This window comes from Acrocarpospora macrocephala, assembly GCF_009687865.1.
GTDB lineage: Bacteria > Actinomycetota > Actinomycetes > Streptosporangiales > Streptosporangiaceae > Acrocarpospora > Acrocarpospora macrocephala.
In genome coordinates, this window is sequence record NZ_BLAE01000042.1 from 62,763 (window position 1) to 75,737 (window position 12,975).

Consider the following 12,975-nt stretch of genomic DNA (forward strand, 5'->3'; position numbering starts at 1 on the left):
ATCGGGTCACACCGTCGCCCAGGTCGTTATCACGTCCGCGATGCCGGGGCAGCGGCACCACAGCCGGAATCGGTCGACCGGCTTGGTGATGGTGAACCCGCCCACCTCGTCCACCGGCATCTCGGGCCCCCAGCCGGATTCGGCCCAGATCCGGACCGTCCCGGGCCGTGGTGGCACCAGCTGGCCGACCAGTGTTCGCTCCGTGACCTCGATCTCGATGGTCAGTTCGGCTGACCGGAAGGTCAGGGAATGGAGATGGGCGGTGTCGGCGCGGGTCAGGGCAAGGTCTTCCTCATGCTGGGCCGAGTCGTAGGCGAGGACGGCGAGTTCGGCGTCGATGCCGTGCCAGGCGTACGCGGTCTTGGCGGCCTCGACGAAGTCACGCGGGACGGCGTCGGCGGCTCTCAGCGCGGCGGCCAGGCGGCCGAGGAGTTCGTCGTCGTCCCATCGCTCAGCCACGTCGGTCACCGCCCGGCGCCGGTGTCCCGGCGTCCATCAGCGCGGCGAGCTCCGGATCGCCGCGTAGCTTGGCCAGGCAGCGTGCCCGGGTCGGGCCGATGCTCCCGATCGGTATCCCGAGGCGCGCGCTGATCTCCGTGTAGGAGACGTCCTGGATGAGGAGCGAGACGATGCGCCGGCACGCCGGGGACAGCCGTGCGAAGGCGGCGCGTAACGCCGCATCCCGTTCCGCGGCTTCCAGCACCTGATCGATGCTGAGGGATCTGTCATCGGGATACATGGTGATGTCCGGAGGGAGCTCGACGTTCAGATGTTCACGTCGTGCCCTGAGAGTGCGGAAGCATTCGTGTTTGGTGGTGGTGGCGAGCCACGCGCCGAAACGATCCGCCTGGCGTAACCCGGACAGGTGCTCGACGGCGAGCATCCACACGCGCTGGGCCGCGTCATCGATGTCCTGGCGGCTGGCCAGGTATCCCCGGCAGATCGACCACACCATGGGCGAGTAGCGCTTGACCAGCTCGTCCCACGCGTTCTGGTCACCGGCCCTGGCCTGGACGACGAGAGCTTCGACCAGCGACTGCGCGGGCATCGTGCTCTCCTTTCGGCACCGTCGGCTCGTTATCTCCGAACCACCCTGATGTCCTGCTGGCTGAACGCCAGTTGCGGTGAGGTGAGCAGTTCGTTCGCCACCTCGGCGACGGTGGCACCCCGCGATGCGGCCTCTCCCGCGATGAAGCCCGCCACGTCCGCGGTGGCGAAAGAGCTTCCCTCCCACGTCGCGTAGCCTTCGCCGAAGTCCTCGATCTCGGGCAGGTCGACCATTCGGCCCCGGGCGTCGTCCACGGTCACCAGTTGCACTTCGCCGGGCAGGAACAGGCCGCGTCTGTCCGTTCCCCGCGCCATGACATCGGCCCAGACCGCCTGGTCCAGGGTGGGAGAGAAGAATGCCTCCCGACCAGATTCGTCGTCCGCGCCAACCGCGATCACGGTGGAGCTGGCGGCCGGCCACATGGGTGTCGCGGCCGGAGGCTTGAACGGACTTGATGATGGCTGGTCACCGTGGTTGCCAAGAGCCGCCACTTTCACCACACCGACGGTCCGTTCGCAGGCGCGCTGCAACACCAGGGGTTCCTGCCCGTCGGCCGAGGTGCCGCCCAGGGCCAGGACGAACATGTCGAGGTCGTCCTTCAATGCCTCGACCATGGCCTTGGCCACCTCCCACACCGTGGTGAGGAGGGTTCGCTCGTCGAGCACCGGCTTGATGACGAATTCCGCGTCCGGCGCCCGCTCGGCGGCGATCGAGCAGACCAGGAGGCAGTGCCCGGCGAACGAGGACAGCCTTGTCCCCCGTTCTTGCTCGATGAGAACATCCAGTGCCGATTCGTACCGCCCGTCCAGGCCGGGATGGGGAAACAGCCGGGTATCGAACACGCCAATGCGTATCCGGCGATCCCGCTGCGGCGTTTGAGGCGGCAGCCTGAAGGCGGCAGCTTTTTTCGGATGGCCGAAGCTGCCGCCGTGGTATGGCGCGGCCTTAATGCTTTCGCACATCCGGTTCTTCGCCATCGCCGGGTACCAGCCGAAATGCTTTTCGGCGAATTTCTCGCGGAGGTGGAACAACAGCTCGTCCAGCGGCGTGATCGCGACTCCGGCGTACGTCGCTCCCCCCGCCTTCACCATCCTCGCCTTGAGGTCCGCCCTGGCCGGCAGGTTCGCCATGGCCTGGTCAAGCCCGTCCAGTTCGAATCTCGTGAGCCCGAGCGCCTCGTTGCGTTCCGGCAGGGTCGGCACGGTGATTTTCAGATCGCGCAGCGCGTCCTCCACAATGCCCTGCTCTTTCAGGTCCACCACGAGCTGATCGACATGGAACGACTCGGTCGCCCGACGTGCGATCCGGGATATCTCGGCTGCCACGCGACTGTCCCTTCTTTGCGAGTGCGGCGTCTCCCGATATAGAGAGGGTTTGTCGCCCGGCTGATACATCACAGCGGCGGGACTCCGCGACAAACTGCTGGGATGGACATCAGCGCTGTGGAGCTGGCGGCCGAAATGCTGCGGCAGGCGGAGGATGATCCGGCGCGGCTGATGGTCGTGGCGTCCGGCGTCGCCGGCCGGGCCAAGGCGGGCGGCGACTTCGCGCTCGCCTCGGTCGCGACCCGGGCCATGGGCGTCGCCGCCTTCCACGTCACGAGCCTCGACGTCGCGGCCCGCCACCTCAGGGCCGCGATTCAGCTGGCCGCCCGGGCGCGGGCGCCTGAGCTGGCGGCGGAGGCCCGGTTACGGCTGGCGTTCGTCTGCTGCGTACGCGGGCACATCCAGCAGGCCATGACGGAGATCGACACGGCGATGAGCGATCTGCGGGGATCCGGCCGGGCCCGCGCGGAGGCGCAGCGAGGCGTGATCTTCAACTTCCTCAAGCGACCGGAGGAGGCGCTGGCCTGCTACCGCACCGCGGTCCCGGTCCTGCGGCGGGACGGGGACCGCCTCTGGCTGCAGCGGGTGCTGTCCAACCGCGGGATCATTCATGGCTACCGGCACGAGTTCGCGGCCGCGGAGACGGATCTGGCCGAAGCCGAGGCGCAGTGCGAACGGCTGGACCTCGACCTCTCCATGGCCATCGTGCAGCAGAATCGTGGCTGGGTCAGCGCGATGCGCGGGGATGTCCCCGCCGCGCTGCTGCGGCTGGATTTCGCCGAGCGCCGGTTCCGCGCCCTGGGCACCCACCAGCTGTGCTGGACTCTCGTCGACCGAGCCGAGCTGCTGCTCTCGGCCGGCCTGATCGCCGAGGCGGCCGAGGCCGCCCAGGAGGCGGTCGCCGAGTTCGAGCTCAGGCGGCGCGCCATCGGCCTGCCGGAGGCACGCCTGGTCCTGGCCCGTACGGCCTATCTGAGCGGCGAGCATGCCGCCTCGGCGGAGGTGGCGCGCCGGGCGGCCCGCGATTTCGCCCGGCAGCGCCGCCCGGACTGGGTGGCGATGGCCCGCTTCGTGGCGGTGCGGGCGTCGATCGCCGGAACCGGCGGCAAGGGCGTGACCGTGGCGCAGATCGAGCGGTGCGCGGCGGCGCTGGAAAGCTCGGGCTGGGCGCTGACCGGCGTGGAGGCGCGGATGCTCGCGGCCGGCCTCGCCACGGAGCGGGGCCAGGCCGGGCGCGCCCGCGAGCAGCTGGAGCCGGCCGCCCGGCGGCGCCATCGCGGCCCGGCCCTGCTGCGGATCCGTGCCTGGCACGCGGAGGCTCTGCTCCGGCTGGCCCGGGGCGACCGGCGTGGGGCCAGGAGCGCGATCCGCACGGCGCTGCGCGTGCACGACGAGCACGGGGCGACCCTGCGGGCCACCGACCTGCGCGCGCACGCCTCCGGATTCCGGGTGGAAGTGGCGGAGGCCGGGCTCCGGCTGGCCCTGCAGGACGGCGACCCCGCCCAGGTCCTGACCTGGGCGGAGCAGGGCAGGGCCAGGCACCTGCTCATGCGGCCCGCGCGGCCGCCGGATGATCCCGGCCTGGCCGAGGCCATGGCGCAGCTGAGGGTCGTCGTCACCGAGATCGGTGAAGCACGTGCCGCCGGGCACGGCCCCGGTGGCCTGGCCAAGCGGCAGCTCGCGCTCGAACGGGAGATCCGCGACCACAGCCGCCGGCAGGCCGGCGAATCTCCCCAAGTGCGGGCCAGTCCGGTACGGCCCGGCGAGCTGTCGGCCGATCTCGATGACGCCGCGCTGGTCGAGTATGTCCACCTCGACGACCTGCTGTACGCGGTCACCGTGGCCGGCGGCCGGGTCCGGCTCCACCGGCTGGGGCCCTTGCCGCCGATCCGCGAGATCATCGATCGCGTGCCGTTCGCGCTGCGGCGGCTGGCCCGGCACCGCACCAGCTCCGCCGGCCGCTCCGCCGCCGCGATGCTCCTGGAACACGCCGCCACCCGGTTGGACGCGGCCCTGCTGCGCCCGCTGGAGGCCGAGATCCGCGACCGGCCCGTGGTGCTGATCCCGAGCGGTCCGCTCCAGGCGATGCCCTGGTCGATCCTGCCCTCCTGCGCCGGGCGTACGGTCACCCTGTCACCGTCGGCGACCCTGTGGCACGCCAGCGCCAGGGGGCGGCCGGTGGACGGGCCGACGATCGCGGCCGCGGGACCTGACCTGCCGGGGGCCCGCGCCGAGGTCGAGGCGGTCGCCTCGATCCACGCCGTGCCGCCGCTGGTGGGCGAGGCGGCGAGCACGGAGGCGGTGCTGGCCGCGCTGGACGGCGCCGGGCTGGCCCATCTGGCCGCCCACGGCCGCCTGCACGCGACGAACCCCTTGTTCTCCTCCCTGCGCCTGGCGGACGGCCCGCTGACCATCTACGACCTGGAACGCCTGCGCCGCCCGCCGCAGGTGCTCGTGCTGGCCGCCTGCGACAGCGGGCGTTTCGTCGTCCGCGCGGGAGATGAGCTGCTGGGGCTGAGCGCGACCTTCCTCGCGCTCGGCACGCGCGCGATCGTGGCGCCGGTCCTGTCGGTCCTCGACGCCGAGACCACCACGCTCATGATCGCTCTGCACAAGCTGCTGGCCGCCGGGCATTCCGTCGCGTCCGCGCTCGCGCAGACCCAGCGGCAGATCGCGGGAGAGGACCCCCAAGCCGGTGCGCTGGCGGCCGCGTTCGTCTGCATCGGAGCCGACCGCGCCGTAACGCCGTAACCCGGTCACCACGGGCGTGTATCAGATGGCGGACTACCCGGCTCTGTGTCTAGTGCGAGCGGATTCGACACGAAAAGAGCCGGGTTCCGATGAATTCTCCGGCTCCACCTCACGAAAGCAGGGAACCGGGAAATGGAACGTCATCAGCGCGACGAGTACTACGTGGTGAACGAGGGTGTGTACCGCAGCGAGCGAGGAGTGCCCTCGTGCGTGCCCCCTTCGACAAGAGACGAGATACGGCGCTTCCGCTTCTCCCGCCTGCTGGCACCCGATCTCTCCGGCGCGGACGCGACCGGTCCCGCCCTGTCCGAGGAGCTGCTGGGGCGGCTGGCCGACGCGATGACCGTACAGGATCAGGCCGAGATCGACAGCCAGCCCGACAGCGCCATCCCCGCCGGATACACCTATCTGGGGCAGAAGATCGACCATGACCTCACCATGGACCTCACGTCCGGGTCCCTCAACTCGAAGATCACAGTGGACGAGCTCCTTCAGGGGCGGTCGCCCGCGCTGGACCTGGACTCGCTCTACGGGCTGGGCCCGGCGCACCCGGACAGTGCCGGGTTCTACGCCCCCGACGGCGTCCGGCTGCTCATGGGGAAGAACATCGCCGGGGGCGACATGCCCCGGCTGGATGGCTTCGACCTGCCGCGGCGCGAGGTTCCCGTCGCGGGCCGGGGCACCGCGCTGATCCCCGACCACCGCAACGACGAGAACCTCGCGGTGGCGCAGATCCACCTGGCCTTCATCCGGTTCCACAACAAGGTGGTGGCCGATCTCGCGGAGGCCGGCACGCCCAGCGTGACGCTCTTCGAGACGGCGCGCGAACTGGTGGTGAAGCACTACCAGTGGCTGATCCGGCACGACTACCTGCCGAGGATCGTCGACCCCGCGATCGTCGACGAGGTCTTCGGCTACGGCCGGAGGTTCTTCGAGACCTCGGCCACCCAGCCCGGCGACACCCCCACGATGCCGGTCGAGTTCTCCATGGCCGCGTTCCGTTTCGGGCACAGCATGGTCCGGGACCGGTACGAATGGAACAGCGTCTTCAACAGCGACCCGGCAGCTCCGAGACATCGGGCCCAGGCGACTCTGGAACTGCTCTTCAAATTCTCCGGCACGGGCGGCGACCGGACCTTCGAGGTCTCGGTTCCCTCGGACTGGATCGCCGACTACTGCCGGCTGTTCGACCTGACCACGGTGCCCGGCGCCGACGCCGCGTTCCACCGCTCCGCCACCGAGTTCAACTTCGCCAAGCGCATCGACACGCTGGTGGTCGATTTCCTCCGCAGGCTCCCACCGGCCACCTTCGGCGCGACCGCCGGCGTGAGCGTCAGCGCCCGGGAGCGCAACCTCGCCTTCCGCAATCTCATGCGGGCGACCACGGTCGATCTGGCGAGCGGCCAGCGGACGGCCGCGCTCCTCGGCGTGAAGGCGCTGACCGACGCGGAGATCCTGGTCGGGTCCGGCGGCGCCGACCTCACCGGTCTCCCCGGAGAGGATCAGCAGGCGCTGCTCGCGAACACGCCGCTGTGGTTCTACATCCTGCGGGAGGCGGAGATCAACGGCGGGCGCCTCACCGGTGTCGGCGGCCGGATCGTCGCCGAGGTGTTCCACCGGGCCATGGAGGGCAGCCGCCACTCGATCGTGCGCGAGCCCTCATGGCGGCCGACCCTCGGCCTGGAGCCGGGGACATTCGGCATGCCGCATCTCCTGATCTACGCGTTCGAGAATCGGAGTGAGCTGCTCAACCGGGTTGGGTGACCGCCACCTCGCGGTAGGCCGAACGCAGGCCGGCGGCCAGGAGCAGGGTGACGATGACGGAGGCGCAGGCCATGACGCCCATCGCGGTGGCCGGGGTGGTGAGCTGGGCGATCGTTCCGGCCAGGGCGGCGCCGACGCCCTGCATGGTGGTCAGGCCGGCGGATTGCAGGCCGAGGGCCTGGCCGGAGATGGACTCGGGGGTGAGGGCCAGCAGGCGTTCCTGGAGGAGCAGGCTGGCGGAGAAGCCGATGGAGGCGAGGGCGACGGCGGCCACGGCGAAGGGCAAGGACGGGTGCAGGAAGAAGATCAGGTAGGGGATGGCGAGCAGGAGGCGGAGGGGGGCGCCTAGCCGTACGCGCCAGTGAGGTGGGAGGAAGCGGCCCGCGGCGATGTCGCCGAGGAGCATGCCGAAGGCGGCGAAGGCGAACAGCACGCCCGCGTGGGCGGGATCGAAGGCGACGAAGAGGGACTCGCAGCCGACAATCAAGCCGTTGGGAACCCATAACGCGAGGTAGAGGGACCGGTGCGACCCGGACGACCAGAGGACGCGGTTGGTGCGCCAGGTTTCGGGGATCGAAGGTCGGCCGGTGGCGCGGGGCGGCCTGGCGGTCAGGCCGAGGCGGGCGGTGGCGGCGGCGAGCAGGTAGAGGGACGCGCCGGTGAGGAGGGTGAGGGCGGGGGCCAGGAAGGTGACGAGCAGGCCGCCGATGGCGTATCCGACGATCTGCTGGATGCCGACGGACATGTTGATCGTGGAGCGGCCGAGCAGGTAGCCGTCCTTGGGGAGGATCTCGTTGAGGAGGCCGAAACGTACGCCGCCGCCGATGGAGGCGGCCAGGCCGAGCAGGAAGATGATCGCGAAGATGGCCCAGACGGGCAGGCCCGGGATGGCCACGGCGGCCGTGCCGAGGGCGAAGGTGAGGGCGAGGGCGATCATGGCGGCGCGGGGCGGCAGGCGGTCGGCCGCGGAGAGCAGGGCGAGCGCGCCGATCATCTGCGCGAAGGACGGGCCGAACATGCTCAGGGCGGATAACAACGGCGAACTGGTGGCGGTGTAGACGAGCACGCCGAGGGCCAGGCCGCTGATGGTGGAGGCGGCGATCTGCAGGGATACGACGGAGAAGAGGGCCTTGAATTCGGGGACGCGGAAAAGATCCCCATAGGTGCGCATGACGGGAAGTCTCCGGGGGGCCCGCGCGCGGGCGTTATTGTTTCGCGGGGAGGCGAAACAATGGGGTTGTGGCAGGTCAACGCGGACACGATGGCGGGCAGCCGGTTCGTGGTCTCGGCGGCGGCCGAAACCACCGCGTGCATGTTCGCCCTGGAGAAGGGCATGGCCACGCACCCGGGCGACCGCGCGTGGCTGGACGCCCACTCCCCCGCCTACCGGGCCCGGCTGGCCGGCGACCCGATCACCGCGCTGCTGCTGCGGGCGGCCCGGGGACGCAACTGGATCGCCGACTTCCTCACCCCGACCCCGCCGGGTGACGGCGCCCCTGCCTTTCTCGACGAGATCGGCCGGGTACGGCGCACGCCGCCCGAGGTCGTCCACGCCGACCTGGAGGTGTGCCTGCGCCGCCCCCTGCCGGCGGCGCTCCGGCGTGACGATCTCGCCGACCGGGCGGCCGACCTGCTGGAATGGGTGTGGGCGGAGACCGTGCTGCCGTACTGGCCGAGGCGGCGGCGCATTCTTGAGGCCGATATCGTCGCGCGTACCAGGCATCTCGGGCAGGGCGGGTGGGCGGCGGCGCTGGACGACATGTCTCCGGGCATGCGCTGGCTGGGCGACAACCGCCTGCAGATCAACACCCATGACTATCCGCCGCGAGACGTGACGGACGCCCGGCTGATGTTCGTTCCGGTGACGCCGCGCTCGGGGTGGGTGTCCTGGGACAGCGGGCGGCGCTTCTGCGTCGTCTATCCCTGTTCGGGCCCGCTCGCCGAACCCGAACCGGCGCGGCCCCCGGACGCCCTGGCGCGGCTGATCGGCGCGGGGCGGGCGCACGTGCTGACGCTGCTGGACACGCCGAAGAGCACCTCGCATCTGGTGGCGCTGACCGGCCAGGGTCTGGGTTCCGTCGGCCGCCACCTCAAGATCTTGCTGGACGCCGGGCTGATCCAGCGCCGCCGATCGGGGCGATCTGTCCTGTATTTCCGTACGGACGCGGGCGCGGTCCTCGTTCAATCGTCAGCTGGTCAGGGGGCGTTGTGTGGCGCGATGCCCAGGCCGTCCACCTGAGCACCGCGCCGGGTGTTCTCCCACGCGCTATGCAACCGTGTTTCCCTGTCAACGCACAGGTCCACTCCCGCACCGGAATCTCCCCGTTGTGGACCCCTGTCTTTCAGCCGATGACGGCGGCGACGAGCTGGGAGGGGTCGCGTTCCAGCTGGTCGCGGGCGTGGATGTAGATGTCGGTGGTGGCGGAGCTGGCGTGGCCCAAGGCGTGCTGGAGCTGCTTGACCGAGGCGCCGCGGTCGCTGGCCACGGTGGCGAAGGTGTGCCGGAGGGAGTGCGGGGTGACCTTGGCCTCCAGACCGGCGGCTTTGGCGACGCGGATCACCAGGCGGTAGGCGTCGGTACGGTCGAGCGCCCGGCCGGAGGCGGTCGCGAACAGGGGGCCGGTGAGCTGGGCGACGGGGATCCCGGCGGCGGCGGCGCGGGACTCCAGGTAGGCGTCGACGGCGGCCGCGGTGGCGGGAGGCAGGTTGCGCACCCGGGTTTTCTGGCCCTTGCCGACGATGCGGAGGGTGCGGTGGCCGCGCTGGTGGCCGAGGTCGGCGATCGTGGCGGCGAGGGCCTCCGACACGCGGGGCCCTAGTTCGATCATGAGGCGGATGAACGCGGCCGTGCGCGGGCCGGTCGGGCCCGGGACGGCGTCGGCGGCGGCGACCATGGCGCGGGCCTCGTCCTCGGTGAGGCCGACGGTTTCTGATTGGAATCGTTCGACCTTGGGGCGGCGGACTCTGGCGAACGGGTTGGCGGGGAGCACGCCTTCCTCGGTGGCGTAGCCGTACCAGCTGGAGATCGCGGAGAGTTTGCGGGCGAGGGTGCGGGGGGCGGTCGGGGCGGGCCCCGCGTCGAGCCAGCGGGCGAAGGCGTCCCCGTGCACGCGGGCCGCCTGGAGCGGGTTGAGGTCGTGGGCGGCGCAGAAGGCGAACCACTGGTCCAGGTCGGTGCCGTACGCGGCCCGGGTGTGCGGCGAGGTGAACGAGACCAGCCACGCTTTCTTCAGGCGATCCAGCAGCGGCGGCAGGTCGCCGGCAGCCGCGATCGTGCCGTCGATGATGCGCTCAGGAACCGTCGTCACCCCGCGCATTCTACTGATCAGCACCCCGGCCGCTCAGGAATCCGCTCGTGCCTGTTGTGCCTTGAGGCGCAGCCGGTGTCCGCATCGCGGAGGCGAGGAGCGCGAGTTTGTCGGCGTTGTCGGTGCCGGGGTCCGGGTGGTAGACGACGAGCGTCTGGCCTGCCGTGCCGCCGATGCCCAGCCTCTCCCGGTTCAGCCGCAGGCCACCGACCTGGGGGTGGTCGATGTGCTTGGGCGCGCCTTCGCACGCCTCTACGTCGTGGCGGGCCCAGAGCCGGCTGAAGCGGGGGCTGGCGAGGGAGAGCTCGCCGACGAGCTCGATGAATCGCGGGTCGTCCGTGTCGGTGCCGACGGACTCGCGGAAGCCGGCGACCATGCCCGCGGCGGCGTTCTCCCAGTCCGCGTAGAGGGCCTGCTCGGCGGGGTCGAGGAACACGTCCCGCAGGCGGTTGGCTCCCGCCGCGAGGCGCGGTGACAGCGCGGTCGCCAAGGCGTTGGCGGCGAGGACGTCGAAGTAGCGGCCCTCGACGTACGCGGGTAGCGGGAGCGTGGCGACGAGCTTGGCGACGCCCGGAGGGACGGTCTCCTTCCGGCGCCGGCGCCGTCGGGGTTTGCCGGCGCCAAGGCGGAGGAGGTATGCCGTCGCGTCGTCGTCGAGCCGCAGCACGCGGGCGAGGGACTCGAGGACCTGCACGGAGGGGTTGCGGTCGCGGCCCTGTTCCAGGCGCAGGTAGTAGTCGGCGCTGATGCCGGCGAGCATCGCGACCTCTTCCCGGCGCAGGCCCGGCACGCGCCGTACCCCCCAGGCGGGAATACCGGCCTGTTCAGGGGTGACGAGCTCACGGCGGGCGCGCACGTAATCGCCCAGCAGGTTCGGTTCGCCGCTCATCTCCTCACTGTATTTCGCGCGACTGCGCGCGTGCCTGGTCCTGTCACCCCCAGGAGCGCGAGAGCCCTGGCTCGGTCAAAACCTGGACGGCAGCCTGGTCAGCGGCTCAACGACAGTAAGGAGCGAAACCATGTCAACATATCTGCTGGTACACGGTGCCTGGCATAGCGGACAGTGCTGGGAGCGGGTGGTCCCGTTGCTGGCGTCGGCCGGACATCGGGTGGCCGCGCCGTCGCTGACCGGCCACGGCGACAAGGCGCATCTGCTCAGCCGCGAGGTAGGGCTGGACACGCACGTCGATGACATCGTCAGGCTGATCATCGAGGAAGACCTCACCGAGGTGGTACTCGTGGGACACAGCTACGCCGGGCTGGTCATCTCGTCGGCGGCCAACCAGATCCCGGATCGGATCGCACATTTGGTCTACCTCGACGCGATGGTCCCGGAGGACGGCGAGAGCGCGGCCGATGTCCAGCCCGTGACCCAGGTCCTGATCGACCGCGCCGCGACGTCCGGCATTGACTGGCGGGTTCCGCCGCTCCCCGAGATGCCGCCGCCCTCGGGTCTGTTCGGGGTCACCGATCCGGCGGACGTCGCCTGGCTGCGCACGATGCTGTCGGATCAGTCGGTGCGCAGCCTCCAGCAACCGGTCCGGCTGGACAACCCGGCCGTGAACACGATCCCGCGGACGCACATCCACTGCGTTGCCGGCGTGCCGGAGGGCATTGCCCGGCGACCAATCCCCGCGATACAGCCCAACGGCACCCCAGCACAGGTGTGGGAATTGGCGACCGGCCACGACTGCATGATCACCATGCCGGTCGAGCTCGCCGAGCTCCTGCTCAAGCTCGGCTGACCCGGCGCGTCGGAGCCGTGGCCGGTCGTCGTGACCGGCCACGGGCGCCCGATCAATTCACCAGCACGATTTTTCCGCGGGCGTGGCGGCTCTCGCTCAGCTCGTGCGCGGCCGCGGCCTCGGCCAGCGGGAACGCCGCCGCGACCGGCGCCCGCAGCCGGCCCTGCTCGGCAAGCGCGACCGCGATGCCGAGGCCGTGCAGTGCCATCGGGTCGGCGGCGGCTCCGACGGCCGCGGCCGTGTCGTCGGCCGGTGCTCCGTGCGACATGTGCACGCCGTGGGCCGCCGCGGTGAAGTCGGCGATCGTCACCACGCGCGCTGGATCGCCGGCAATGGCGATGAGGTCGGGCAGCGCCCCTCCGGCGCAGTCGAACACCGCGTCCACTCCGGCGGGTGCCAGCGCGCGGATCCGTTCGACGAGCCCTGTCCCGTACATCGCAGGCTCCGCGCCGAGAGAACGCAGGAAGTCGTGGTTGTGCTCGCTGGCCGTACCGATGACGGTGGCGCCGCGGGCGACCGCCAGCTGGACGGCGACGGTGCCCACCCCACCGGCCGCGCCCTGCACCAGCACGGTGTGCCCGGCACCGACCGCGAGCCGGTCCAGGACCCGGGTGGCCGTCTCGACGTTGCCCGCGGCGCCGCCGGCTTCCTCCCAGCTCCACGCGGCCGGCTTGGGCGCCCAGGCGGCCAGGACCACGTAATCGGCGTTGGCGCCGCGCGCGGCCGTGGTGGTCATGCCGAACACCTCGTCGCCGACGCCGACGCCCGTCACGCCGTCGCCGACCTCGTCCACCACGCCCGCGGCGTCGAACCCGGTCCGGTACGGGAACGTCACGGGCACCACGTCACGCAGCGTCCCGGAGCGGACGTACGTCTCTCCTGCCGAGAGCCCGGACGCCCGTACGGCGATGCGGATCTTCCCCGGTCCGGCGTGTGGCTCCTCGACCTCGGCGACGTGCACCACGCCGGGCGGGCCGTACTCAGTGAATTGAACTGCTCTCATGCGCCGCACCGTAACGGAACACCCCGTCCGG

Annotated in this window: 11 protein-coding genes; 4 read left to right on the forward strand and 7 right to left on the reverse strand. The window is 71.1% G+C overall.

The window, feature by feature from the left end:
- Positions 1 to 6 precede the first annotated feature (6 nt).
- From Amac_RS33190 to Amac_RS33200, 3 genes are read right to left on the reverse strand one after another with little or no spacing between them, the layout of a single operon-like run.
- The gene (locus Amac_RS33190) at positions 7 to 459 is read right to left on the reverse strand and encodes a hypothetical protein (protein ID WP_155358374.1); all 453 of its coding nucleotides are present in this window, start codon (positions 457 to 459) and stop codon (positions 7 to 9) included.
- Entirely contained in the window at positions 452 to 1,048 is a 597-nt protein-coding gene (locus Amac_RS33195; protein WP_155358375.1) for an RNA polymerase sigma factor, read from the reverse strand. Before Amac_RS33195 ends, Amac_RS33190 begins: the two co-directional genes overlap by 8 nt.
- Before the next feature lie 29 nt (positions 1,049 to 1,077).
- Complete coding sequence (locus Amac_RS33200) at positions 1,078 to 2,373, reverse strand: S8 family serine peptidase (RefSeq protein WP_170322785.1); 1,296 nt, start codon at positions 2,371 to 2,373, stop codon at positions 1,078 to 1,080.
- Between the two features lie 102 nt (positions 2,374 to 2,475).
- Between Amac_RS33200 and Amac_RS33205 the strand changes: the two genes are divergently transcribed.
- Entirely contained in the window at positions 2,476 to 5,124 is a 2,649-nt protein-coding gene (locus tag Amac_RS33205; RefSeq protein ID WP_155358377.1) for a CHAT domain-containing protein, read from the forward strand.
- Between the two features lie 132 nt (positions 5,125 to 5,256).
- Positions 5,257 to 6,888, forward strand: a complete 1,632-nt coding sequence (locus Amac_RS33210) for a peroxidase family protein (RefSeq protein WP_155358378.1) — start codon at positions 5,257 to 5,259, stop codon at positions 6,886 to 6,888.
- Here Amac_RS33210 and Amac_RS33215 read toward each other — a convergent pair.
- Positions 6,872 to 8,059: an MFS transporter gene (locus tag Amac_RS33215; protein ID WP_155358379.1), complete on the reverse strand. Its 1,188-nt coding sequence runs from the start codon at positions 8,057 to 8,059 to the stop codon at positions 6,872 to 6,874. The two genes, Amac_RS33210 and Amac_RS33215, sit on opposite strands and share 17 nt — an antisense overlap.
- Before the next feature lie 60 nt (positions 8,060 to 8,119).
- Here Amac_RS33215 and Amac_RS33220 point away from each other — a divergent pair, with 60 nt between their 5' ends.
- Entirely contained in the window at positions 8,120 to 9,127 is a 1,008-nt protein-coding gene (locus Amac_RS33220) for an ArsR/SmtB family transcription factor (RefSeq protein WP_155358380.1), read from the forward strand.
- A 103-nt stretch (positions 9,128 to 9,230) separates the two neighbouring features.
- Here the strand turns inward: Amac_RS33220 and Amac_RS33225 are convergent, their stop codons facing one another.
- A complete protein-coding gene (locus Amac_RS33225) occupies positions 9,231 to 10,196 on the reverse strand; it encodes a tyrosine-type recombinase/integrase (protein ID WP_170322786.1) in 966 nt (321 codons plus the stop codon).
- A 10-nt stretch (positions 10,197 to 10,206) separates the two neighbouring features.
- The gene (locus Amac_RS33230; protein WP_155358382.1) at positions 10,207 to 11,085 is read right to left on the reverse strand and encodes a helix-turn-helix domain-containing protein; all 879 of its coding nucleotides are present in this window, start codon (positions 11,083 to 11,085) and stop codon (positions 10,207 to 10,209) included.
- A gap of 130 nt (positions 11,086 to 11,215) precedes the next feature.
- Here Amac_RS33230 and Amac_RS33235 point away from each other — a divergent pair, with 130 nt between their 5' ends.
- Entirely contained in the window at positions 11,216 to 11,941 is a 726-nt protein-coding gene (locus Amac_RS33235) for an alpha/beta fold hydrolase (RefSeq protein ID WP_155358383.1), read from the forward strand.
- 52 nt (positions 11,942 to 11,993) lie between these two features.
- Here Amac_RS33235 and Amac_RS33240 read toward each other — a convergent pair whose 3' ends face one another.
- On the reverse strand, positions 11,994 to 12,944 hold the full coding sequence (locus Amac_RS33240) for an NADP-dependent oxidoreductase (RefSeq protein WP_155358384.1): 951 nt from the start codon (positions 12,942 to 12,944) through the stop codon (positions 11,994 to 11,996).
- Positions 12,945 to 12,975 lie beyond the last annotated feature (31 nt).